Source organism: Pseudofrankia coriaricola (genome assembly GCF_001854805.1).
In the GTDB taxonomy this organism is placed as follows: domain Bacteria; phylum Actinomycetota; class Actinomycetes; order Frankiales; family Frankiaceae; genus Pseudofrankia.
The window spans coordinates 24,099-48,749 of the sequence record NZ_MBLO01000043.1 but is presented as its reverse complement, the minus strand read 5'-3'; the positions used below and the strand labels follow the sequence as shown (position 1 = coordinate 48,749).

Sequence of the window (24,651 nt, the reverse complement as noted above, 5' to 3'; positions counted from 1 at the left end):
GATCCGCAACTCCCCGGGAACCCAGACCGACCTCGGGATCCCGACCATCAGATAGCAGCAGCGGCCGACACCAGCCACCCTTCCCCGGACGAACACTCCACATATCCGAGGAATGTCCTCTTTGCTTACTCCAGAAAAGACATCACCGTGGTGTTCGACGAATCGGGCGCGGGGCGGGATCTGGACAAGCAGCGCTGCCAGCAGATCCGGGGTCGCGCCGGGGCAGATCGTCAACTCGTGCCCGTCGCCGGTGACCACCAGGCTGGCCGGTGGCTGGTCGGGGGATACGGGGTGCCAGGGCCCGGGAGCGGGGAGTGGGAAGTGGTCCATCGGGGCCTCGTTCCTGGATGACCAGTGGGAGGGGGCGCAGCCTGCATAACGGGCGGCACGGAGGACGCAGCAGGCCGCTACTAGACGACCGTTGCGTAGTGCCGAGCGTACGACGCGGGTAGACGGTCGTCTACTAGGATTTTTGTGTGGTGCAACCGCTGATGGGGGCCGCGGAAATCGCGAAGCGGCTCGGCGTGAACCGGACCCGGGTGAACCAGCTTTTGGCCAGCGATCCGACGTTCCCGAGCCCGTACGTCACCCTGGCCGCCGGCCACATCTGGCGCACCGAGGACATTGAGGCCTGGATCGCCGAACACCGGCCCGCCGGCCGGCTACGCCGGCGCGCCGGCGGTGAGGGCGAGGACCGCGACACCTAACCCAGGGGACCGGGCGTCACGAGCGTGGGTGGCGAAGAAGGGCTGTCCGCTGGCGGGCGTTCCTATCGCCGGGTCGTGACAGCGTCCCGGTCACGCGGGCCGGCGGGTTCCGATCGCGTGTGGGTGCGTGCCAGGACCCGGGGGGAGTTGATCCTCGCGGTCAGGCCGCGGACGCGGATGAGTCGGTGGTCTTGCGAAGGTCGGCGATGTAGCGGCGGGCGGTGCCCTCGTGCAGGTCGAGAGCGGGCGCGAGGTCCCGCGCCAGCGCGTAGGGGGTGCGAGGGTCGTCGGGAGCGAGCGCGGCCAGGAGACCGGCGAGTTGGGCCTTCTTGCTGGTCAACGGCGCTGGGTCGACTGACGCCGTGCCGGCTGTCATGCGGGCCTCTCCGAGGCCGAGCGGTGGCGGCAGGCTGCCGGCCGAGACCGCCTCACTCGGCAGTCCGACAGGACGTGTGGTCGCGGCAGACGTGACGCCGGTGAGCGTGGCGGCCGTGCCGTTGAGTGCACGGACGGCGTGGAGTTCGTCTGGCGGGTTGGTGCTGGGCGCTGCCGGGTTGTCGGTGGCGGCCGGACCGGGGTGCGTCTCGGTGCGCTGAGTGGGCAGGCCGGCGGCCGCGGCCCATCGGTGCTCGACGTCAGCGCCGAAGGCCTGACCGTCGTCGACGTCATCAAGTGCGGCGGGATGCCGGTACCAACTGCCAGCCGGCTCGGTTCTGGCCGTCCAGTCGCCGTCGGACCACGCGCTGCGCGCCGAACGGGCGCTGGCCGGGTTGACGTGGTGCGCACGGTCGCTGGCGTCAGGCCGTTCGCCGGTGCTGGCGGGTGAGCGGTCGCGGTTGCGACGGGCGTCGTCATGGTGGGCCTGTTCGGCGACTGCCCGATGCCGGCGGCGTCCCGGCCCCCGATGGCCGGGACGGTTCCCGGTGGGGCGTGTGGTGGCGCGGATCTGGCTCATCAACAGTTCATAGCCACCGATGAGAGCGAGGGGCGGCCATGCCGCTATGACCCTGGCTGCAAGATCAGGTTCCGCGTGCATGACATTGGCGGCGAGGCTGGCCGCCGAGCCGAGGACGAGCAGACCGTAGGGCAGCCAGGTACGGCGGCGCCCGGCGCGGCTGTCGGCGAGCAGCGTCATCGAGGCGGCGACGATCAGGCCGTCGACCGAGATGGGGATGATCGCGGCAGCGATGTGGTCCTCGCCGTGGTCGAGGGCGACGCCTCTCATGTGTCTATAGGAGACGGCGGCGGCGATGCCGGCGACGGCGAGCACCGCGACGACGGTCGCGAGCCGGATCCATGTCTCTCCTTCACGCCACCACCGAACCCGCGGTGATCGGCCGGTCAAAGGCCGGTCGGCTCCTGTGATGGCGGCGCCGCGACTGGGCTTCCCGAGGCCTGCCGCCGGGAGGTCGGACGGTGGGAACGGCGTCGCCTCGGCGTCGTGCGGGCGATGGGTAGGGACTGGTGGCGCGGGGGTGGCGACGTGGATAGCTCCCCCGACAGTCTCCGAGTGATGTGAATCACAATTACTACGTTGCGTGGTTGATCGGTCCTCTGGGAGGTCATGCGGAGCGGCGGCGGCGTACGCATGGCTCGCGCCGTTGGCGTCCAGGACGGGTCGGGCGTTGGCGCTGTCGACGGGGAGTTCGGCGGGCTGGAGGTCGTCGCCGGGTGCGCCGCCGCGGACGGGGAGGTCGTTCGCAGCAGTGCGCGGCACGGCGCGGCCCTGGACAACGTCGAACACGGCGAACTCCCTGCTCTGGTGAAGCGAGCGGCCCGATGCGGGCGTCATGGGCCACGAGCGGTTGAGACGTTGGATCGGATGGCGCGAAGTGTCGTCTATTCCGAGCGGTCGGGCGACATAGGTGACGGACGGTATCCACCGTTAGGCCGGGGTTATCCACAGGCTGGGGTGAACCGGCTACTCAAGCACTAATTCTTGTGATACCACCATTTTGTCATCGAATCCTGCGGGTCTGACCCGCAGATTCGCCATGACGACCGAACGCCCACTGCCGGCCTCGACCGGTTGCGGGCGGTGTTAACCGAGCCGCTTCGCCCCTGCGGCTGAGACCTGCCCTGACCTGTGGTTTCGGTCGTGTTCGCAGCTGTTCTGGCGGCATGCCCGCGTCTCGGCGTCGAGGTGTTCGCCCCTGCCCGACTGGAGGTCTGATGCGCGCCTGCGCCCGTGCGGAACGCTGTGTCGAAATGGTGCACAGTGCCGGTGGCGTCCGTTTGAGGACAAGCAATGTCCTCATGCGGACGCCGCTTTTCCGAATCGTTACGGGCCATGTCCTGATGCGGACGTCCGTCCGGTTGAGGACGTCTGTCCGGATGCGGTCTTCGGTCCTGATGAGGACAACAAGGACGTTGGCAGTGGCTGGGATACTTGGTCTTTGCCTCTCGACCGCCGCCTGCGGCGGCTCGTCTGGCGACGCACCCCCCGAACCGGCGCTGTCGGCCGGCGGTGCCACAGCATCGGTGTCTGGAACCTCGGGACCAGCTGATCCTGCCACCGAGGTTCGTACCGAAGTGGCGGCAGCGCAGAAGCAGTACTTCGACGTTTACCGTGCCGCGGCCGCCAAGCCCGGCGATCAGGCACTGGTCGCCGCGTTGCGAGCCGTCTACACCGATCAGTCAGTCTCCGGGGACACGATCCGTGACCGGATGGCGTTCCTCGCCCAGCGGGGCTACGTGGTCAGGCCGAGTACGGATTCCTACTTCGTGATCGAGAACATCAAGGTAGACGCGTTCTCGCCTCACGGGCAGGCCGTCGTGACGATGTGCGGCTACGACACCGACGTCGTTCTTGATGGCGTCAACCGTGCTCCAGATGGCAAGGACATCGTCGTCAGCGACACCCCGAGCAGCGTCCGTACTCGCACCACCTGGGTGGAGCAGCCGGACAGAGCCTGGAAGATCAGCGGCGGTGTCGTCGTCGACAGCTGGCAAGGCGAGAACCGGTGCCCGCCGCGTCCCGCCGCGTCCTGACCGTGGTTGTCGGCGCAGCCCTCGGGCTAGCCGCGCTGGGGCAGGCACCGCTACCCGCCATCGCCGAAGATCCGGTCCCGTTCGGATGGGCGAACGACGCCGGTGTTCAGGCTGACGGTCACGTCGAGACGGACCAGGACCGGCAGCAGATCCTCGGTTCGATCACCGCCAATGGCGGTCCGAAGCCGTCGGCCGGAAGCGGTTCCGCCGGTCCGGCGCCGCAGTGTGTGTGGAAGTCACTCGACGAGCTGGGGGAGGGGTCGTCGGAGGGCGCCTCTGATCCGTTCGATCCGGACGGCGTCGAGTCGGTGCTGTACGCGCGGGTGTGTGACGGCGCGGTCGTGGGCTGGCAGTGGTTCCAGGTGCAGGACCAGGGCGACCTGCTCGCGGCAGCGACTGATGACGTGAGGCGGCGGTTGCCGGCGCCGCGGCCGGTGTTGTCGCCGGATCCGGCGCAGGGCCTGGTGGTGAAGGTGGCCACATGGTTCGCGGTGCCAGCCGGGCAGTGGGTGCCGGTGACCGGCACGGCCGAGGCGTTGGGCCTCGCGGTCGCGGTGACGGCGACTCCGGTCGCGCTCACCTTCGACCCAGGTGACGGCGCCCGTCCGGTGACCTGCGCCGGCCCTGGCCAGACCTTCGATCCGGCCGCGCCGACTCCGGCCTCAGACCCGGCCTGTTCCTACGTGTATCGGGACGCGTCCACGGCTGCGCTCAACGGCCGGTCGTGGCCGGCGTCGTTGTCGGTGCGCTGGCAGGTGACCTGGTTGGCCACGGGTGGCCAGTCCGGCGCGCTGCAGGCGCTGACCACCACGACGGCTGTCGATGCCGTCGTCCACGAATACCAGGCAGTCGAAGGAAGCGGCTCATGACCTCCCGTATGTCCTTGATTTCTGTGGCGACCGCCGGGCGTGGTGGGCGGAAGCTGCCAGCGCCCTACGGCCGGCCCGTGGATCGTGGCCGTCGCGGCGCGTCGCTGCGGCGGCGAGGCACCCAGCGGGTCCGGGTAGCGGTGTCACGGCTGGTTTCGCTTCAGCGAGCGTGCCGCGAGGCCGTCAGGTGGGACGAACGGACGGGTCGGACCGACGCCCGTCGGGCTGTGCCGATCGCGGTTCGGGGCTGGCGGTTGCGCCCGGGCCGGGTGGGCGGTGGTGGGCGGTGACGTTCACGGCATCTGATCAGTGGGATGACACGGATCTGGACGGCGAGTACGACGGCGACGGGCCGCGCGGCGCGGGGCGGGGGCAGCGGCGGTGGGGTGGAGCGCTGCTCGGGCTGTTGCTCGCGGTGCTGGGCGCGGGTGGGGCGTTGTGGCTGGGGTCGGGCAGCCAGCCGACGGTGGACGCGGTGGCGTTGGCCCGGCCCATGCAGCGGGGCCAGGTGATCGCTGCCGCCGACCTCGCGGTGGTCCGGGTCGCCGCGTCGGGTGGGGCGGTGCGGCTGGCGACGCCGGCGACCGCCAGAGCGGTGGTGGTCGGTCGGCAGGCGCTAGTGGATCTGCCGGTGGGGACGTTGCTGACGCCGGAGCTCGTCGGGTCGGTGGCGGGGCCTGCGGGGACGTTGACGCTCGGGGTATCGGTGGACGCCGCCGGGTTGCCGTCGTCGGCGCCGCGGGCGGGGGAGCAGGTCGACGTCGTCGGGGTCGACCCGGCAACCAAGGAAGCGGTGACGCTGGCCGAGCGGGTGACGGTGACCGAGGTCGGCCGCCCGACCGGCTCGTCGGAGGCCGGGGGGACTGTTGTCTATCTGGCGGTACCGGCGCAGTTGGCGGCTCGCGTCGCGGCCGCCGCCGCGACCAGTCCTGGTGTTCGTCTCCTCGGCGTCACCGCCGATGCTCCCGGAGGCGCGGTCGTCACACCCGGCGGGCAGGCAGGTGGCCCGGCGGCGGCACCCACGGCCGGCGACACGGCGACTGGCGACGCTGACACGGACGCAGCTGCCGGTCCCTCTGCTGGTGCCAGCACCGCCGCCGCGGGTGACACCGCCGGTCCGTCCGGGGATGCCGGCGCTGGGGGAACCGGCGGCTCGACGGCGGGCAGCGCCCGGCCAGGCGGTGCGAGCCCGAGTGTCAGTGGCGGGGTCGCGGGTGTGGTGGGGGCGGGCGGGTGATGGCCGTGCGTCCGCGTCCGGAGACGACGGGACCTGCGCCGGCCGGGGGCCGGCGGGCCGGGCCGCCGCAGCGTTCTGCCGTGCTGACCGCGGCGGCTGCCGGGGTGGTGGACCCGGTCGAGGACGGTCTGGTCGCGGACTATGTGGCCCAGGTCGGAGAGGTGGTGGAGGCGCGACTCCACCATGCCCGCCGCACCGGCACCGTGTTGCGGTCGGCGGACCGGGGTGCGCTGGTCGATGAGGCGATCACAGCGGTGCTCGTGGCCGCCCGCCAGCAGGCCGCGGCCGATGGCGAGCCGCCGCTGAGCCCGGTCGCCGAGGACGCGGTCCGCCAGGGTGCCCGGGCGGCCCGGGCCGAGCTGGGCCCGCTGAGCACGGTGCTGACCGCGACGCACCGCTGGAGCGACGTCGAGGTCAACGGCGCGGTGAACATGGTCCTGACCGAGCGGGCCACCGCCCGCCGTATCGAGTCGCCGTCGCCGTTCCAGGCGGATGAGCAGGTCTGGGAGTGGGCGGCGGCGCAGGCGGCGTTGGCCGGGCGGCGGTTCGACGAGGCGAACCCGTCGGTGCGGTTCCGGCTGCCGGGCGGGGTGCGGGTGCACGCGGTCGGCCGGGTCACCTCGCTGACGCATCTCGACTGCCGGCTGTTCACCCCGGCGCTGGACTCGCTGTCCGGTCTTGCCGATACGGGGATGTGCGGTCCGGACGTGATCGCCCTGTTGGCGTCGACCGCGGCGCTGCGGGTCCCGATCGGCCTGGTCATCTCCGGGGGCACCGGCGCGGGCAAGACCACGTTGCTGCGCGCCTGGGCGAACGCCACCCCGGGCGAGCGGGCGTTGGAGCGGGTCGTGACGGTCGAGGACGAGGCCGAGCTGTTCCTGGACCGGGACCGGTGGCGCAACCTCGTCGAGTTCGAGGCCCGGGAGGCGAACGTCGACGGCCGGGGCGAGTACCCGATCGAGCGCTATCTGACCGCGGACCTGCGTCGCCAGACTCCCAGCCGGGTCCTGCTCGGCGAGCTCAAACCCGACGGGGGCGTGCTGCCGCTGCTGCTGGCCGCGGGGCAGGGCATCGCCCAAGGCGTCGCGACCACGATCCATGCCACCTCGTCCGCCGATGTTGTCGCCCGGCTGCGGACCTACGCCGCGTTCGGGTCCCGCGTCGTGCCTGAACAGGTGGTGCTCGAGACGATCGCGGCGACCCTCGACCTGGTCATCCACGTTGCCCACGTCGGGCGGGCGCGGGCGGTCACGTCGGTCCGCGAGATCGTCGACTACCGCGCCGGTGCTGTGAGCTCCGCCGAGTTGTGGCGGTGGAACGCGCGCGCCGGGCGGGCGGTGCGTACCGAGGTCGACCTGTCGGAGCGCCTGACAGCCAAGCTCGCCACCGTCACCGACCCCACCTACTTCCAGGCGCGCCGCTCCTCCGGAGCGGCGCGGTGAGCGGCGTGCTGCGGCTGCTCGCCCTGGCCGGTGACGGCGCGGTCGCCGGGGCTGGCCTGTGGCTGCTCGCAGCGGCACTGACGGGACGGGCGCCTTGGACCGGCAACGTAGGCGTGGACGGGCGGGCTAGGTGGCCGAGGCACCGCGGCGCGTCGGGCAGCCAGCCGACCACGCTGGCGGCCCGCAACACCGGGGCGGCGATTGCCAGCAGGTGGCGGGCATTGCCGAGGAGTGGGCCGGTCGCGGTTGCCGCGCTGGTGGGGCTGGTGGTGGGGGCGCTGGTCGGGTTGCCGGTGCTGGCGGTGATCGCGGCCGGGCTGGTGTGGCTGGCCAGGGAGGCGCGCACGCTGCGCGGCGTCGGCGAGACGAACGAGCTGGGCGAGGCGGTCGCGACCTGGTGCGAGACCGTCCGGCAGGAACTCGACGCCGGACAGCCGCTGCGCGCGGCCGTCGCTGCCTCCAGCGAGCTACCCCCCTCGGCGCTCGCCGGCCCGCTGGCGGCGCTCGGGCGGCGTCTGCACGATCAGCAGTCGTTGCCGTGGGCGCTGGCGGCGTTTCGCCGTGACGTGGCCCATCCGGCTGTCGGCCAGGTCGTGACCGCGCTGGTGCTGGCGTACCGGCATGGCGCGGGGGATCTGGGCCGGCTGATGGCCAGCCAGGTCGAGACCACCCGCCACCGCGTCGCCGTCCTGCGTGACCTGCACGCCGGCCGTGCCCGCCACCGCCGGGCGATGACCCTGCTGCTCGCGCTGTTCGCGCTCACCACCGGCGGGCTGCTCGTCGCCTGGCCCGCCGTCCTGACCCCCTACCACACCGCCGCCGGCCAACTGGCGCTCACCGGCCTGCTGGCACTCGTCGGCGTCGCCGTGCACTCCCTGATCCGCCGCTCCCGCCCACCGGCCATGCCCGACTTCTTCGAGGAAACGACATGACCCGCACCCACCCCGCTTCCCCACCCAGCGGTACCGCCTGGACGGGCGCTCGCGAGAACACCACGTATCCGCACGCACATCGCGCCCCCGCCGGGCGACACCGACGGCGCCACCCGAACGACGCCGACGCTGTGTCCGCACGAGTCACGACCGCGGCAGATGGCGACCGCGCCGCGGAGGCTTTTGACGTCGCCGCTGCGCCGAACCCGCACCCGGGCGGAGGACGGCGGTGAGCGCCGGCCTGCCCGCGGGCAGCGTGTTGATGGGGCTGTGCGGAGCGACCGCTGCTACTGGCATCTACCTCGCCCTGTACGCGGCGCTGACGGCTCGCACTTCTGCGACGCATCCAGCGCGCTGGACGCGGGCCGCTGGCGGCTGGGTTAACGACCACGTCGAACAGGCCGCAGGGTCCGCCCGGGCCCGTCGTCTGCTGCTCGCCGACGACCTGGCCCTCGCTGGCCGCGACCGGGCCACCCACACCGCCACCCGCGTCGCGACCGCCACCGCCTGCGCCGTCGGCACCGCCGTGGCCGTCGCTGGTGCGCCGCTGACCGGGGTGCCGGTGCCGGCGTTGCTCGAGCCGGTGCTGGTCGGGTTCGCCGCGTTCGTCGGTGTCGCCGCCGCGGACCGGCCGATACGTCGGCGCGCGAAGGTCCGTCGTCAGGAGACCCGGCTCGCCATTGCCGCCTACCTGGACCTGGTGCGGGTGCTGCTCGCGGGCGGCCTGCCACTACCTGCCGCGTTGCGCCTGGCTGCCGACGCCGGTCACGGCTGGGCGTTCTCCCAGATCGCCACCGCCCTGGCCGCTGCATCGGCCCGCCACCAACCCGCCGACGCGGGCCTGGACATCCTCGCTCACCGCGTCCCGCTGGCGGAGTGGCGTGAACTGCGGCTGACCGTCACCTCCGCCTTGCGCGGCGCCTCCCCGGTCGAGGCGATGGACAGCAAGGCCACCCACCTGCGCGCGGCCGAAGCCGCCCAGGCCCGCGCCGAGGCCTCCACCGCCGACGCCGAACTCGAACTGCCCGCCGCCGCCGTCGCGCTCGCGTTCGTCGGCTTCCTGACCTATCCGCTGCTCGCCCTGCTCACCGGCCCCGCCACCCTGCCCTAACCCCGTCACCTGTCACGAGACCCTGCCCCGAGACAAGGAGCCGCCATGCACCGCGTCGGCGTCCACCTCACCCTGGCCTACTACTGGCTCACCGCCCTGCCGACCCAGCTCGTCGACCGGATCACCGCGCACGAGCAGACCCACGGCGCCGCCGCCGATCGCGACGGCCGGCGGCCCGACCGCGGGGACGCCCTGTCGACGGCTGTCATCACCGTCGGCCTCGTCATCATCGCCGCCACCGTGGTCGCGATCATTCTCGCCAAGGCGAAAGACACGGCCAACAACATCTGCGTCTCCTCCGATCCGACCACCTGCCAGTGACCCAGCCGCCCCGCCCTCACCGCCTGTAGGGGGACCGCCATAGATGTCGAACGGTCGCGCCACTTGTCGACTGAGTGTCGAATGGCGAGTCGCGTGTCGACTGGGGCACTCCGAATACCCCCGAAGTGGGATCAACAGGGCGGTCAGTCGGCCGCCGTTGAGGGCGCCGGACGAGGAATTGACATCTATACCGGCTCGTCGGAGGGCAGGTTGCAGTCCGAATGGACAGGTTCCCCGCGCACAAGACGACATCTTCTCCGGTCTCCCTACACCGCCTCCATCGCCACCGGCGGCGCCGGTTCGGGGACGACCGGGGCAGCGCGGTCGAGCTGGCCGCGGTGATGGGCGGGGTCCTTGCCCTGTTCGCGCTGCTGCTGGTGTTCGGGATGCGCTGGCTTGCCGTCCAGGCCGCCGACGCGGCCGCGCAGCGGGCACTGGAGACAGCCCAGTCGACCGGCGGCACCGACACCGCTGCTGTCCAGGTCGCCGCCGGGATCGCCCGCTCCAGCCAGGCCATCACCGACGTCGCGACCACCGTGCACCGGAACACCGCCACGGTCACCGTCGATGTCACCGTCACCGCCCTGCTCGGCGGTTCGGTCACCCGCAGCGCCACCGGCCCCGCCGCCCGCTTCATCCCCCAAAGACAAGCGCCATGACCCGCGAGCCCACCCCGACCCCGGCCCGGGCGGGCGTGCCGGGCCGGCGGCGACGGGCCCGCCGGCCGTGTCGCGCGGGTGGCGGGGAGCGGGGGTCGTTCGCGGTCGAGTTCGCCGTCGCCGCACCGGCCCTGACCCTCGCGCTGCTCGTGCTCGCGGTCGCCGCGGTCTACGCCACGGCCCGCGCCGACGTCGCCCGCGCCGCCCGCGAAGCCGCCCGCGCCGCCTCCCTGACCACCAACGTCGACCAGGCCGCCGCCGTCGCCGACACCACCGCCCGGGCCAACCTGCCCGGCCACCTGTGCGCCGCCGGCAGCATCCGCGTGCAGACCGACCTGTCCACCCTCGTGACCACCGCCGGTCAGCCGGGCGGTCTCGACCTGGTGACCGTCGTCGTCAGCTGCCAACTCGCTGCGGTTCCCGGCCACCGCACGGTCCAGGCCACCGGTGACGCCGTCCTGGATGCCTACCGCGGCGGTCCCACCCCGGCGGTCCCATGAGCACCCCGACCCGCCGCCGCACCGCCATCGCGAGACCACGACACCCGCCCCGCGATGCCGGCACCGGCGCCGACGCCGCGGAAGGTCGCCCTCGGCGCGCGCAACGGCGGTCCTGCCAGCAGTCGTCGCCGACGAAGACGAGGGGGCGCGACCAGGGCGCGGTCAGCCTCATGCTCGCCGTCCTGTTCACCGGCGCGCTGCTTCTCGCCGGGCTGATCTATGACGCCGGGCGCGCGCTCAACGCCAGCGCCCACGCCTCCGACCTCGCCGCCGCCGCGGCCCGCGCCGGCGCCCAGGCCCTCGACGAGACCAGCCTGCGCGCCGGCACCCCCACCCTCGATGCGGCCCAGGCCGAGGCCAACGCCGACGCCTACCTCACCCGCCACCCCGAAGCCGACCTCGTCGCCGTCACCGTCGACGGCCTGACCGTCACGGTCACCGTCACCGAAACCGTCGACTACCAGCTCCTCCAACTCACCGGCCAGACCCACGCCACGGTCACCCAGACCCGCTCCGCCGCCGCCACCACCAACCCCTGACGACAGCGCCAGCCCGCCGACGCCTGGACGGCAGCGACCAGCGTTCCAGACCGACCACCCGGGCGAGCCGCCGCTCGCGGCGCCGCAGCGCCCACCCCGCGTGACCACCACCTGCGCAGGAGACACACCATGCCCCGCCGGGCCACCGCCACCCCCACCCGCACCTCCCGACCGCCGGCCTCACCACCCGACGGGGACGCGCTGTTCCCACCCGCCCGCCACCATTCGCCAGGGCAGGCCCGGCCCGCGCGCCCCACCCGGCCCGGCCTGGGCGACATCCTGCGCAGCCTGCTCGCCCTGGTCAGCCTGGTCGGGTTCGTCGCCGGGATACCGGCGATGCTCTGGACGTGGCGCGGCTACCCGCTACCCACCACGTGGCAACCCGGCCGCTGGTGGACCCTGCTGCAGGCCGGCTACATCCACCCCGACCTCGCCCCCAACACCCTTGCCACCCTCGGCTGGCTGCTCTGGGCCTGGATCACCCTCTGCCTCGCCTGGGAAATCACCACCCAGGCCACCAGCGCCCTACACAGCCAGCGCCACCGGGCCCGCGCCGCCGCACGCCACCTCCCAGCCGAGCCCGAGACACGCGCCAGGAGCAGCACGCAACACCCCTCCGGGACGCGCCGCCACTCAGGCCGACCCGAAGCACGGGCGGCGACCAGCACGCCTGGCCGTCCCGCCGGGACACCACCCGCGGCCGGCCGCCCCGGCGGCGTCACCCGCCCCGCCGCCGGCGGACGGCGCGGCGCACCGGCACCCCGCGCCGTCCGCCGCGGCGCCGCCCGCTGGGTCGCCACCGCCGGCATCGTGTTCACCCTGCTGTCCAGCCGCGCCGCCCTGGCAGCAACCCCCGCCACCACCGCACCCCACACCGGCGCACCGACCACAGCCGCCACCGCGCCCGCCCACCCCGGCTCGACGCTCACTCCAACCAGGGCACCGTGGATCAGCGGCCCGGCGACCGACCCGCGACTCACCGCCGGCAACAACGCGGCGGCGACGGCCACGGGCAACGGGGCGGCGCACGTCCCGCATGGCTGGCTACCAGCCCTCGAGGACAGCAGCCCGCCGCGGACCTCGGCGGCCAGCAGCACCCCGCCCTACACCACGGCCGCGCCCCAGACCGCGAACACACCCACCGGCCGGCCCGAACTGCTCATCCCGACCAGCACCAGCCACACCGTCGCCCCCGGCGACACCCTCTGGGCCGTCGCCGCCGACGCCTACCGCAGCGCCGACGACACCACGCTGCCCGTGATCGTCGACATCGTCTTCACCACCAACCACGGCACCACTGATCCCGCCGGGCACCGCCTCACCAACCCCGACCTGATCAACCCCGGCATGGCCCTCGCCCTACCCACCCTCGACCCCACCGGCCACCCCAGCCCCACCCCACCACCACCCGCGAACGCAACGCCCCGCCCCGCGCCAGCACCCGGCACGCCCTCCCCGGCCATCCCACCCCCACCGACCACCGCCACACCGCCGCCCGGCACGGCGACCAGCACCCCCGGCCGGGGCCCGGCTCTCCCCACCCCGACCAGGCCGGCGCCGACGACGCCCGCCACGACCACCGCACCCGGCGACCACGCGCCACCCACTACAACCGCGCCCACCACCTACCCGGCCGACCGGCACGACGCCGTGCGCTGGCTGATCGGCCTCGGCCTCGGCGGCACCCTGCTCGCCGCCGCGGTCCTCACCGCCGTCGCGCAGCGCCGGGCCCGACGCGACCGGCAGGTCACCGTCGACACCACCGCCCCGCCACCCGACCCGGACGCCGCCGCCATCCACACCGCCCTGCTCGCCACCACCCCACCAGGCCCGACCATCCGCCTCGACGAGGCGCTGCGCGACCTCGCCTCCCTGCACACCGACCCCACCACCGACGACGGCCCACTCCCGCAGGTCGTGCTCGCCCGCCCCGACGGCACCCTCGACGTCTACCTCGCCGACCCGATCCCCACCGCCGCACCGCCCTGGCAGGCCGACGCCCACGGCCAGGTCTGGACCCTGCCCCACGACGCACCCCTGCCCCCGACCGACCCCGGCCTCCCACCACCCTGCCCAACCCTCGTCCAGCTCGGCACCCTGCCCGACGGCGCCGCCGTCTACGCCGACCTCGAAGCCCTCGGCACCCTCACCCTCGACCCCAACGGCCACGGCACCGACGCCACCACCGGCCTCGCCCGCGCCCTGGCCACCACCCTCGCCCTCACACCCCTGGCCGCCACCCCCACCGTCCACACCTACGGCCTTGACCCCGACGGCCTGATCGACGAGGACCGCATCTACCCGGCCGCCACCCTCACCCACCTCGCGGCCACCGTCCTCGGCGAGGTCAGCCACCTGCGCGACGCCCTGGCCACCGTCGGCGCCACCACCACCTTCACCGCCCGCGCCACCGTCCCCACCGACAACTGGGACCCCGTCATCGCCCTGGTCGCCACACCCCCCACCACCGACCACGACACCGACGACCTCACCGACCTCGCCACCTACGCCGCCGACGAAGGCACCGGCCTCGCCCTCATCCAGCCCGCCACCCCCACCCACACCTCCACCTGGCGCCTCACCCTCCTCCCCACCCCACACCCGGCCCACAGCCAGACACGAGCCGACGCCGACGGGGCAGCCTGGCCCACAGCCACCCAGGACACCGACGCCGACAGCGATAACCGGGACGACGCCGCCGACCTGCACGTCGCCGATGACAACCACACCACCGGCTATCCCGACGGCGCCGACGATACGTCCGGCCCCGTCGGCATCGCCCGCTGGCGGCTCGATCCCCTCAACCTGATCCTCACCCCAACGACCCTCGCCCAGACCACGCTCGACGCCCTCTGCCTCCTACTTGCCGACGCCGCACAACCACCCATCCCAGCCCCACGCCCCGCAGGCGACACACCCGTCACCGAAGCGTTCGACACACCGCCCGCACCGGCGCAGACCCCACCTCCGGACGACCCGGAACCGTCACGGCCGCCCGGCTCGCGATCCACACCCTCTCCGTTGCCATTCGGAGCGCTCACAGGATCGACCACCGCGGTTGTCCCGGCGTCGCCATCCCGAGCCGCACCACCTACCACCAGCCCGTCGGCAACCGCGACCACGCCCGCACCCACCGCCGCGGCCAGCCCAACCACCACCTGGACGTCGCCCGCCGTGGCGCTGGCGACGGCACCTGCCAACGGCCACGCGCCGACCACCACCCCGCCCTACATCGAGCCGGACTGGCAGGTCCGCGTCACGCTCCTGGGCCCCCTCGACGCCGTCAACCGCACCGGCCAACACCCCACCGGCGAACACGCCCGCACCCGCACCCTCGAGATCCTCGCCTGGCTCGCCACCCACCGCGGCCGCACCCGCACCAACCTCGTCACCGCCATCTGGCCCAACGCCGAACCCGAGACCCGCACCGTCAACAACCAACTCGGCCGCGCCCGCCGCGCGTTGGTCCACCTCGCCGGCGAACACGCCCGCGCCTGGATCCCCGCCGCCCAGACCGTCCTACGCCTCGACCCCGCCGTCACCACCGACCTCGACCTCCTCCAACACCGCCTCGACTACGCCCGCACCCACCGCCACCACCCCCACACCGCCATCCCCGTCCTCACCGACGCCCTCACCCTGATCACCGGCACCCCCAACACCGCCCCCTGGATCGATGCCGAACTCGGCTCCCAACTCACCACCACCGCCGTACGCGCAGCCCTCCTGCTCGCCGAACTCCACCTCCACACCGACAACCCCGACGCCGCCCTCGACGCCACCACCCAAGGCCTCGCGATCATGCCCGCCCACCCAGGCCTCTTCGCCCTGCGCCTGCGCGCCCACGCCGCGAGCGGCGACCTGCCCGCCGCCACCGCCGACTACCACGCCTACCAACGCGCCGAACAATCCGACCCAGACTGGAACGGCGACACCAACCCCGACCTTGTCCACCTCCACCGCACCCTCCAACGCGGCGCTGCATCACTGCGAGGTGCGTCTGCGACCCGAGATAGCCGGGTCCAGTGACAACCACGGGAATCGCCGCCTACCAGGATCTGGCTTTGACTCATCGCCCCCCCGCGAGCAAGGGCAGGCTTCGCGGGAGGCTGCGGAACTCGCTCGTCGACCACGACGGCCGTCCCGACCGCGAGGCCTAGTTCGAAGGATCTGCACGGCATGAGACGCCGACATCTGGCCAGCGCAGCACGTCTCCCTCGTCAGCACCGGTGGCTGACATAGTGATCAACCCGGGCTCGAGCAGACAGCGGTTTCTCGTTGTCCACGACTACGGCATGGGCGGGCTGTGGTGGTGGGTGCAGGCCACCTCGGCGCGCGAGATCGTGGAACGGATCGCCGAGGTCGAGGTCGTCACAGACGCCGACTCGTGGGAACGCGCCGCAGCGTGGAACCTGCCCGAGGTCGACCTGGACGCCCCGGACCTGCCACCCGGCCTGGGCGAACTGCGACAGCAACGAGACCAGCAGCGCAGGCAACCAGGCTTCGGAGCTCTCGTCGGACGGTCACTGGTCCACCTACGCTGCGAGTCGCAGGACGAGCCGGACGTCATCTGCTACTGGGAGGTCAGCGCCGACGGTCGTCGCCTGCGCGAGGTCGAGATCCGCGGCGACAGCCCCGGCGTGCGCTACACCCCGGATGACTGGGTGTTCAACACCCCCGTCGTCGACCTTTACGACCCCCAAGCCGCCGCCTGGGAGATCGATCCCGAGGAGTTCGAGGCGCAATGGCGATGTGCAGGTCTCAACGATGATTTGGCGTTCGGCATGGAGTAGCTGCCGACGATGCCAAATCTGATTATTGGTGGAGGCTATGGCGACCTGGCTTCGCTCCCGTGCGACGGTCTCGCCTTGGCGCAACGGCCGCACGTTAAATGATCGTCTCTAGGGTTTGTGTTGGCTGGTCATCACCCTCGCCACCGTTATCATTCACAGTCCAATGCTACCGGCCCAATGATCATTTAAACATTAATCTAGAGCCGGGAGCCTCGATGGTCCACTTAGTCGTTGGCATCCTGGGAGGGCTTCTTTGGCCAAGCGTCTTTGGCAGCGTCTGCTGCTCGATGTGCCTGAAGGTCGATTGCGTCGCCTGCGGCGCGGGCCTGCTCGGCGATCGCGCCGGCGGCACGAGTCGCATACCCGTCGGCTGCGTCGATGGCCTTCGTGCTGGCGTTCTGGGCAGCGAGGCCGAGCGCAGTACCACGTCGGCCAAGTTCTGCGCCGACATCGCCCCAGGTGGGCCGCTGGATGGCCTGCCAAGAAGTCACCTGCATCTGGCGGGCGGCCGCGAAGTCGTCAAAGCCGCGTCGCAGCGTCTCAACGTCCTCTTCAAGCTTCCTGCGCGAGAGCATGCGGTGTTTCTCCAGCGGGCGCAGCGTGGCATAGAAGTCGATGGCTTGGCGAATGTCATCGAGCAGTTCGCGGTCGAGTTGTACATCGTCGCGAAGAAGCTTGCGGGCTGACGCGATCACGTGCTCGAGGTTGTGTGGCTCGGTGGTTCGCGCGTGTTCAATACTGAGTCGGTGCCAGAGGTAGTGCGAGTCTTCGGTCACGACCAGTAGCTGGAGCACTTCGCCGATACTGTTGTTGTCAACGGCGTCGTGAAGCTGCTTGGCTCTTTCAGCGGCAGACTTGGCGACGTCGAGGTTCTTCACACGCTGCGACAAGAACTGGCGAAGCCTCTCGATACCGACAACAAGCTGTGGGCCAAGCGCGGCAACGGACTGCCAGATCGTCTCCGGCAGCACTCCCGTCTCGTCGAGGGTCGCAACGTGTTGCCCGAGCAACCGGTGCGAACCGAGCACCTCGCCGAGCGTGGCTGAGTGCACCCGCGCAGCAAGGTCGTCGACCTTGCTTTCGACGCGCTCGACTGCCCGCTCAACGTCCTTGATCGCGGCGCGCAGTGATGCGGTGGCGAAGGCCAACTGGATGGACATGGCCCGTGTCGGACCGAGCGATACTTGCCGGAAGTCGAGGTTGGCGAAGAACTGCCCAGTGTCACTCCGGACAGTGCCTTTGAAGTAGCCGCCCGCACCAGGGATGACCCCAAGGTCCTTGAAAAGTTCGAGACTGCTCGGCGACATCTGGAAGTACTCGCCACCGGTCGCATGGAGGGCTTCGAGCGCTGAGGCCGCAGCAGCTACATCTAGAAGCGACTGCCTTCCGATGCCGAGGTCGCTCAAAGATTGTCCGGCCGTGCGCTGGAGGGCGGCGATGTAGGTGTCGACGACGCTGCGGTCGCCGACGCAGAGCACTCCGTCCTCAGCGACGTAGACCGTGATTTCCTCCGGGTCATATTGTGGTGCCGCCGTCTCGTCGGTCACGTCTTCCCCTTCGGCCGGAGCACTGAGCGTATCCAGCGCGGACAACGGCTCACCCGTCAGGTCCAAATCCAATGGCCGTACTTTAAGTGATCATATGATCGGTGGTCTCGGACTGTGGGTCATGACGGTGGTGAGGGGCTGTCGCCGGAGGGGTGGCTACCGGATCGGGCGACGGTCGGGGTGCTGACCGGGTGTATCCGTCGGCGCTAATCGATCAGGTGCTGCGGGTGCTGAAGGAAGAGGAGAGTGGCGTGGTCGCTGAGGTAGCCGGGCGGGGGGTGTGGTCAAGGGCGCACGTATGAAGGGCTCCTGCGGTGGTCCGGAGCAGCGTGTGATCGAGTGGGCGGCGCTGCGCGGGCGGCGGATGGCCGAACCCGGTGCCACCGACGCCTACCGCGCGGCCCAGCTCGCCTACGACCTTGGCCAGACGGTCCGCGACCTGCGCCAGCAGCGCGGCTGGAGCCAGGCCGACCTCGCCCGCGCCGCGGGCATGACGCAGTCCGCGATCGCCGCTTCGAAGCCGGGGCACGGTTCCGACTCTCCCGGTCCTCGACCGCCTCGCCACCGCCCTCGATGCCAGCCTCGACGTCCAGCTCACCCCACACCCCGCGACCTGACCACCCGTGGGGTGGCTCGCGGAAGAAAGATCGCCCAGGACGACTGTCGCCTCCGCGAGGTGAACTTGGCGCGTCTGGGTCATTGACGCCCCGTCGCCCACCTCTGTGGCCCTCGCTGTCAGTCAGTCTCCCGTGAAGTGGCGGCCTCGTAGAAGGCGTCGGCGAGAGCAAGGATGACGCCGTTGATCCCAGGGCCGTCGCTGAAGAAGTAGTCGGCCATGGTGTTGTGGGCGTCCTGGTTGTCGAGGACAGCCTCGGTGACGATGGCTTTGAAGTCGTCGGAGTCCATGAACTGCTTCTTCGAGTTGACCTGGGTCTGCCTGACGAGGTCGGGGTGGGCGAGGAGCCGCTGGACCAGGCCGTTGACGAACTCGCGGATCTGGGACTCGGTGAAGGACTCGGCGCCGAAGAGGTCGTTCATCTTGTCGATCACGACCTGGAGCGCGACGTACTTGGGTTCCTTGCGGGTGCCGGTCCCGGCGGCGCTGATTCCCTTGAGCTCTCCGTCGCCGGTCAGCGAGATGTCGACGGCGTCCCGCTTCACGTGCTTGACCCCGACCAGGACGACGTCGGAGAGGTCGACCTCGGCGGCCCACGAAGAGTCGGCGATGACCTTCTCGAGGAGGCGTAGGAAGATGGAGAGCATCTCCAGGTGCGGGTCGCCGTAGTCGACGATCTGGCTCATGAAGTCGTAGAGTCGGACGTAGGTGGAGACATCCTGGCGGAACAGGTCGAGGGTGCTGAGCGTGACCTTGTCATCGGCCTCGATCGCGGCGGCGTAGCGGCTCGCGAACTCGTGCTTCGCCGGAGCGATCGCGGCCGAGAGCGCGTTGTTGCCCTTCCGCTTCACCCACAGCTCGGCGACGTCCCGTACCTGGTCGGCGGTGTAGATTCCGGCCTGGGCGAGCTTGGCGGCGAGGTGGGCGACGACGTACGGGTCGGTCTCGGTCTCCAGGGTCGCGCCTGCGAAGTACGGCTCGAACGCGGCCCGGATGTCGTCGGGCTTGTTCACGAAGTCGAGGACGAATGTCTTGCGCTTGACCTCCCCGCCCGCGGCGCGGTGGGTGCGGTTGAGCCGTGAGAGCGTCTGCACGGCGGTGACCCCGGAGAGCTTCTTGTCGACGTACATCGCCGAGAGCAGCGGCTGGTCGAAGCCGGTCTGGAACTTGTTGGCGACCAGCATGATCGTGTAGGTCTCGCCCTTGAACGCCGCGGCCAGGTCCGATCCGGCGCCGGGGTTGAGGTTGGTCTCGGTGAACTCGACGTCCTTCGACGGCGCCGGCCCCCACTCCGAGGTCCACTCCTCGTTCTCGTCCATCGTCACCGACTCGGAGAAGGCAACCAGGGTGCGGTAGGTGTACGACGCATCCTCCGCGGCCCGGCGAGCGATGTAGGCGTCGATCGCCTTCTTGTACTTCACCGCGGCCTTGCGCGAGTCGGTGACGACCATTGCCTTCGCTCTGCCCTCTAACAGGTAGGCGACGTTGGCGTGGAAATGCTCGACGATGATCTGGACCTTCTGGCTGATGTTGGTCGGGTGCAGCTTCACCCACCGCATCAGCCCCTTGCGCGCGGCGCCTTCCTCGACCTCGTCGTCGGCGGTGGCCTTGCCTGCGATCTTCAGCGCGGTGTCGTACGACTGGTAGCCACGCAGGACGTCGAGGATGTACCCCTCCTCGATCGCCTGGCGCATCGAGTACAGGTGGAACTCGACCGGCTTCCCGTCTGGCCCCTTCCGCCCGAACATCTCCAGCGTCTTGGCCTTCGGGGTCGCGGTGAACGCGAAGTAGGAGATGTTCGGCGAGTCGGCCCGCTCGCTCATCCGCGCCGCCAGGAGCGACTCCAGGGAGACCTCGCCGCCGTCCTCGAGGTCCTTGATCTCCTCGGCGGTGAGCACGGCCTTCAGCTGGGAGGAGATCCTGCCGGACTGCGACGAGTGCGCCTCGTCGGCGATGACGGCGAATTTTTTGCCCTTCAGCCCCTTGTCTGCCTGGATCTCGCCCATCGCATGCGGGAACGTCTGCACCGTCACCGCGATGATCAGCTCGCCGTTCTTGAGCGCGGAGGCCAGCAGCCCCGACTTCGACTTCGCGCCGGCCTTGCGGACGTCCTCCGGGCTGATCGTGGCCACGATCCTGCCGGACCCGTCGATCTGCCGGATCGCCTCCTGGAGCTGCCCGTCGAGCACCGTCCGGTCCACGACCACGATGACCGAGTCGAAGACCTTCTCGTCTTCCACGTGCAGCCGCGCCAGCCGGTGCGCGGTCCAGGCGATCGTGTTCGTCTTCCCCGACCCGGCCGAGTGCTCGATCAGGTACCTGTGGCCGACACCCTCCTCACGCACGGCGTCGACGATGCTCGTCACCGCCTCCCACTGGTGGAACCGCGGGAAGAGCATGCTGGTGCGCCGCACCGACGTCCCCGCCGCGACGTCCCACTCCTCCCGGGTCTCCACGATCATCAGCCGCCCGATGATCGTGAGCCAGGCGTCCTTCTCCCAGACCCGCTCCCACAGGTACGCCGTCGCCGACCACCCCTCGGCACCAGGCGGGTTCCCCGCCCCGCCGTCGTGGCCGATGTTGAACGGCAGGAAGTGCGTCTTCTCGCCCTCCAACCTGGTGGTCATCGCCGCCAGGTCGTTGGAGACCGCGAAGTGCACCAGCGCCCGATGCCCGAACGACAGCAACGGCTCCGGCCGCCCGTTGGTGACCGGGCGCCGGTCCTTGCGGTATTGGTTGATCGCCTCGTCCAGCGACTGCGTGAAGTCCGTCTTCAGCTCCACCGTCGCCACCGGCAGCCCATTGACGAAGAACACCAGGTCGAGGCTGCGCTGATCCGCGGTCGAGAAACGCACCTGCCGCATCACCCGCACCCGCATCGCCGCATACTGCGCCACCGTCGTCGCGTTCAGGCTGGTCTCCGGCCGGAACTGCGCCAGCTTCAACCGGCCACCACCGATGTAGACGACCCCGTTGCGCAGGATGTTCAACGTCCCGCCGCCATGCTCCAGCGGCTTGTCGAGCGCCGTGGCCAGCACGTCGAGGACCTTCGCCTCCGACCCGGCCGCCTTCAACGCCTTCCCGTACGCCGCCGGCTGAGTCTCCTCCAACCAGGCGAACACGTCCGAGGGGAAGAGCGCCCGCTCGCGGTCATACCCGGAATCGTCCGCCGAGTACAGCCACCCGTGAGCCTCCAGGTACGCACAGATCTCGGACTCGAAAACGACCTCGTTGTGATCGGCCATCAGACCAACTCCCGCACGTCGACTTGCCCCGTCACCGCCGCCGCGATCAGCGCAGAGCGGCGCTCAAGGGACAGGTCGATGAACCGCTCGGCCTCGGCGATCAGCAAGTCGATCTTCGCAGTCTGCTCGTCGAGGTACGCGGCAATGCGGCGTTGTCCATCCAGGCTCGGTAGTGGAATCGGAGTCCTCGCCAGCGTCCCGAGGTTCAGCCGACGGAAGGTGGCTCCCATGATCTCGTAGTCCCAATAATCCGCTGTCTGCCGCGACAGCAGAGCCCAAACCACGAACCTCGTGTCTACGAGCTCAGGACGCAGCGCAACTCTAACGGTGTCTTGGGTCAGATTTCCTCCGGCCAAGTCATCGGAGACGACAGCGACCTTGCCGTAGGCCGGTCCGATCGAGACGACGACGTCCCCTCCTGCTAGAACCGATCGCTGGTAGGCAGCCGCAATTTCTGGTGCAGTTGTCCGCAGGGCAGTTCGCATCGGAGACCGACCCTCGCCAACGATGTCCGAGGGGCCGACGTAGACAACGCCTCCGTCGACCAGCGGACCGCACTGAAGGATCCCGTAGGTCATCGGCCGTTCGCGATCGACCAGCCGACGCAGGCGAGTCATCTCGTGACCATCCAACGCCTCCGCGATCGTCGCTCTTCGCCTCTCGCGGAGCATCTCGATCAGGCGCTGCTGCTCCTCGATGAGCGTGTCGATGCGGGTGGTCTCGCGGTCGAGGTAGCCGGCGATGGCACGCTGCTCCTTCAGCGGTGGCGCAGGCACGGCCATGCCCAGGAATACATCCGGGTAGAGGCGCAGCCGTGACGACCAAATGCCGCGTGAGAGACGAGTCATCTCCATCACGTACGGCTCCGACCGGTAGACGTAGTCGTAGAAGCGGGGCTCAAACGGAGCGGCTGCACGTGGGCTATACACGCCGTATGCAGGGCTCACAATCCCGGCCTGCTTGGCAATGCCGAGCGCACCCATCCACGCCCACATCGTGTTGATGACGAGATCCCCAGGCTCCACGATTCGGTAACCCTCAAGATTCTCTGCAGCCGTCATCGTCACGGTCTTCTCCGACCTCGGAGTGATGCCCGTCAAATGCGAGACGCTGAGAAGCTCCTCGTTACCATCGGCTGACAGGGCCAGCGATTCAGTCAGAAGCTCCTTGTTCCTGCTCCAGCGCCAGCGAGGCGGGACCCTGCCAGCCCAAGACTGGTTGAAGGTCAACTGCGCCAGTGTCATCCCTCGACCTCTCGCAGCAGGTCGAGGATCTTGGCGACCTGCTTGTCCAGGTCGGCGTCGATCTCGGCGAGGGGGCGGGGTGGGACGTACTTGTAGAAGTGGCGGGTGAAGGGGATCTCGTAGCCAGTCTTGACCTTGGCCCAGTCGATCCAGGCGTCGGGAACGTGCGGCTTCACCTCGACGCCGAAATAGGCGTTGATGACCTCGATCTTGCCGGCCCGGCCGGCGGTCGAGCCGCCGTAGGTGAAGGGGACGTTCTCGGTGTCACGCTTCTTCGGGTCGGGCTTGGGCTGGCCCTTGCGGTCGACGATCGGCTTGCCGGACTCGTCGAGGAGCGGGCGCTCGACGGTGATGGTCCAGTAGCCGAACTCGTCGTTGCGCAGCACCTTAGTGTAGTCGGGGTCGGCGTCGAGGAAGTCGGCGTACAGACGGACGACCTTCTCGCGGTCGGCGTTGGAGATCTCGCGGCCCTTGGAGCCGAGGTTCTTGCGCATCTTGGTCCAGAACGAGGTGCCGTCGATGAGCTGGACCAGGCCCCTGCGGTCGGGGCGCTTGGTGTTGTCGAGGATCCAGATGTACGTGGCGATGCCGGTGTTGAAGAACATGTTGGTCGGCAGCGCGACGATCGCCTCGACCAGGTCGTTCTCCAGCAGCCATCGGCGGATCTCGGAGGGGCCGGACTCGGCGGCGCCGTTGAAGAGCGGCGAGCCGTTCATGACGATCCCGACCCGGCCGCCGCCGTCCGCGGGCGCCCGCATCTTGTGGGCCAGGTGGAGCAGGAAGAGCATCTGCCCGTCCGAGGTCGCCGGCAGGCCGGGGGCGAACCGGCCGTACGGGCCGGCCTCGTCACGTTCCTTGGTGACTTTCTTGGCGTACTGCTTCCAGTCGACGCCGTACGGCGGGTTGGACATGCAGAAGTCGAACTTTTTGCCCTTGAATGCGTCGTCGGTGAGCGTGTTGCCGAAGGCGATGTTGGCCGCGTCGTGGCCCTTGGCGAGGAGATCGGACTTGCAGATCGCGTACGACTGCGAGTTGTACTCCTGCCCGTACAGGCTCACGTTCGCGTCCGGGTTCTGCGCGAGCAGGTGTTCCTCGGCCAAGGCGAGCATGCCGCCGGTGCCCGCGGTCGGGTCGTAGAGAGTGCGGACGATGCCGGCCTCGGTCAGGTCGACGTCCTTCTCCGCGAAGAGCAGGTCGACCAGTAGCCGGATCGCGTCGCGCGGGGTGTAATGGTCTCCGGAGGTCTCGTTCGCGGCCTCGTTGAACTTGCGGATGATGTACTCGAACGCATCGCCCATGTCGGCGTTCGACACCGCTTTGGGGTGCAGGTTGATTGCCTTGAACGAGGTGATGATCTCGCGCAGGAGCTCGGCCTTCTCCAGCGCGAGGATCTCCTTCTTGAAGTCGAAGTACTCGAACACGTCCACGTCCGCCGAGAACCGGTCGATGTAGTCGGCCAGGTTGTCTGCCAGCCCGTCGGCGTCGGCCAGGAGGTTGCCGAACCCGTAGTTGGAGGTGTTGTAGAACGGCCTGCCGGTCGCCTTCTTCACCTCGATCTTCAGCCGGTTCGGGTTGTCGAACTTCCGCGCGAGCTCCCGGACCGTCTCCCGGTCGGGCTCGAGGATGCAGTCGAGCCGGCGCAGGATCGTGAGCGGGAGAATCACGTTGCCGTACTGATTGGGGCGATAGGGACCCCGAAGCTGGTCGGCGATCGACCAGATGAAACTACCGAGGGTGCTCACAGGGCTCCTTGAGATGATCTCACGCGAAGACGGGGTGCCGGACGCCCACGCCCGGCCCATGGGCCACCGGCGCCGCCGTGTTCGGGGCTGAAGGTCCTGGCCAGCCGGTTCCAGCAGCCGAGCAGCCTGACGGATTCGTCGATGCTGATCTCACCG

19 protein-coding genes and 1 pseudogene are annotated in these 24,651 nt (G+C 70.3%); 14 read left to right on the top strand and 6 right to left on the bottom strand.

Going from position 1 to position 24,651, the window contains the following annotated elements:
* A pseudogene (locus BCD48_RS50535) lies at positions 1–330 on the bottom strand (hypothetical protein); the annotation flags it as partial.
* A 146-nt stretch (positions 331–476) separates the two neighbouring features.
* On the opposite strand from BCD48_RS50535, the gene BCD48_RS08840 reads away from it, so the two are divergent.
* Positions 477–707 (top strand): helix-turn-helix transcriptional regulator, encoded by a 231-nt coding sequence (locus tag BCD48_RS08840; RefSeq protein WP_349308001.1) that lies wholly within the window; start codon positions 477–479, stop codon positions 705–707.
* 160 nt (positions 708–867) lie between these two features.
* On the opposite strand, the gene BCD48_RS53315 is transcribed toward BCD48_RS08840, so the two are convergent.
* Positions 868–2,451 carry a DUF2637 domain-containing protein gene (locus tag BCD48_RS53315; protein ID WP_241841601.1) on the bottom strand — a complete coding sequence of 528 codons (1,584 nt, stop codon included), beginning with the start codon at positions 2,449–2,451 and terminating at the stop codon, positions 868–870.
* Positions 2,452–3,239: 788 nt separating this feature from the next.
* Here BCD48_RS53315 and BCD48_RS08830 point away from each other — a divergent pair.
* The 12 genes from BCD48_RS08830 (at position 3,240) to BCD48_RS08775 (ending at position 16,101) form a co-directional block, all read left to right on the top strand.
* Positions 3,240–3,698 (top strand): hypothetical protein, encoded by a 459-nt coding sequence (locus BCD48_RS08830; RefSeq protein WP_071047830.1) that lies wholly within the window; start codon positions 3,240–3,242, stop codon positions 3,696–3,698.
* Positions 3,671–4,567 carry a hypothetical protein gene (locus tag BCD48_RS08825; protein ID WP_071047829.1) on the top strand — a complete coding sequence of 299 codons (897 nt, stop codon included), beginning with the start codon at positions 3,671–3,673 and terminating at the stop codon, positions 4,565–4,567. Before BCD48_RS08830 ends, BCD48_RS08825 begins: the two co-directional genes overlap by 28 nt.
* A gap of 286 nt (positions 4,568–4,853) precedes the next feature.
* The gene (locus tag BCD48_RS48840) at positions 4,854–5,804 is read left to right on the top strand and encodes an SAF domain-containing protein (RefSeq protein ID WP_071047828.1); all 951 of its coding nucleotides are present in this window, start codon (positions 4,854–4,856) and stop codon (positions 5,802–5,804) included.
* 80 nt (positions 5,805–5,884) lie between these two features.
* Positions 5,885–7,246 carry an ATPase, T2SS/T4P/T4SS family gene (locus tag BCD48_RS08815; RefSeq protein WP_241841600.1) on the top strand — a complete coding sequence of 454 codons (1,362 nt, stop codon included), beginning with the start codon at positions 5,885–5,887 and terminating at the stop codon, positions 7,244–7,246.
* Positions 7,243–8,178 (top strand): type II secretion system F family protein, encoded by a 936-nt coding sequence (locus BCD48_RS51130; protein WP_071047827.1) that lies wholly within the window; start codon positions 7,243–7,245, stop codon positions 8,176–8,178. Before BCD48_RS08815 ends, BCD48_RS51130 begins: the two co-directional genes overlap by 4 nt.
* A gap of 229 nt (positions 8,179–8,407) precedes the next feature.
* Positions 8,408–9,289: a type II secretion system F family protein gene (locus BCD48_RS08805; RefSeq protein WP_071047826.1), complete on the top strand. Its 882-nt coding sequence runs from the start codon at positions 8,408–8,410 to the stop codon at positions 9,287–9,289.
* 45 nt (positions 9,290–9,334) lie between these two features.
* A complete protein-coding gene (locus BCD48_RS08800; RefSeq protein ID WP_071047825.1) occupies positions 9,335–9,610 on the top strand; it encodes a hypothetical protein in 276 nt (91 codons plus the stop codon).
* A gap of 221 nt (positions 9,611–9,831) precedes the next feature.
* Positions 9,832–10,269 (top strand): hypothetical protein, encoded by a 438-nt coding sequence (locus BCD48_RS08795; RefSeq protein ID WP_116271459.1) that lies wholly within the window; start codon positions 9,832–9,834, stop codon positions 10,267–10,269.
* The gene (locus tag BCD48_RS08790) at positions 10,266–10,769 is read left to right on the top strand and encodes a TadE/TadG family type IV pilus assembly protein (protein WP_071047824.1); all 504 of its coding nucleotides are present in this window, start codon (positions 10,266–10,268) and stop codon (positions 10,767–10,769) included. Before BCD48_RS08795 ends, BCD48_RS08790 begins: the two co-directional genes overlap by 4 nt.
* The gene (locus BCD48_RS08785) at positions 10,766–11,308 is read left to right on the top strand and encodes a hypothetical protein (RefSeq protein ID WP_241841599.1); all 543 of its coding nucleotides are present in this window, start codon (positions 10,766–10,768) and stop codon (positions 11,306–11,308) included. Before BCD48_RS08790 ends, BCD48_RS08785 begins: the two co-directional genes overlap by 4 nt.
* Before the next feature lie 129 nt (positions 11,309–11,437).
* On the top strand, positions 11,438–15,337 hold the full coding sequence (locus BCD48_RS54785; protein ID WP_071047823.1) for a LysM peptidoglycan-binding domain-containing protein: 3,900 nt from the start codon (positions 11,438–11,440) through the stop codon (positions 15,335–15,337).
* A gap of 200 nt (positions 15,338–15,537) precedes the next feature.
* Positions 15,538–16,101, top strand: coding sequence for a hypothetical protein (locus BCD48_RS08775; protein WP_198543154.1), 564 nt, complete (start codon positions 15,538–15,540; stop codon positions 16,099–16,101).
* A 224-nt stretch (positions 16,102–16,325) separates the two neighbouring features.
* Here the strand turns inward: BCD48_RS08775 and BCD48_RS08770 are convergent, their stop codons facing one another.
* Positions 16,326–17,720 (bottom strand): hypothetical protein, encoded by a 1,395-nt coding sequence (locus BCD48_RS08770; RefSeq protein ID WP_071047822.1) that lies wholly within the window; start codon positions 17,718–17,720, stop codon positions 16,326–16,328.
* 259 nt (positions 17,721–17,979) lie between these two features.
* Here BCD48_RS08770 and BCD48_RS08765 point away from each other — a divergent pair, with 259 nt between their 5' ends.
* Positions 17,980–18,351 (top strand): helix-turn-helix domain-containing protein, encoded by a 372-nt coding sequence (locus BCD48_RS08765; RefSeq protein ID WP_241841598.1) that lies wholly within the window; start codon positions 17,980–17,982, stop codon positions 18,349–18,351.
* Positions 18,352–18,383: 32 nt separating this feature from the next.
* Here BCD48_RS08765 and BCD48_RS08760 read toward each other — a convergent pair whose 3' ends face one another.
* The 3 genes from BCD48_RS08760 to BCD48_RS08750 are packed head-to-tail and all read right to left on the bottom strand — an operon-like array spanning position 18,384 to position 24,495.
* On the bottom strand, positions 18,384–21,509 hold the full coding sequence (locus tag BCD48_RS08760; RefSeq protein ID WP_071047821.1) for a type I restriction endonuclease subunit R: 3,126 nt from the start codon (positions 21,507–21,509) through the stop codon (positions 18,384–18,386).
* Positions 21,509–22,753 (bottom strand): restriction endonuclease subunit S, encoded by a 1,245-nt coding sequence (locus BCD48_RS08755; RefSeq protein ID WP_071047820.1) that lies wholly within the window; start codon positions 22,751–22,753, stop codon positions 21,509–21,511. The genes BCD48_RS08760 and BCD48_RS08755 overlap by 1 nt, the downstream gene beginning before the upstream one ends.
* Entirely contained in the window at positions 22,750–24,495 is a 1,746-nt protein-coding gene (locus BCD48_RS08750; protein WP_071047819.1) for a type I restriction-modification system subunit M, read from the bottom strand. The genes BCD48_RS08755 and BCD48_RS08750 overlap by 4 nt, the downstream gene beginning before the upstream one ends.
* Positions 24,496–24,651: the final 156 nt, after the last annotated feature.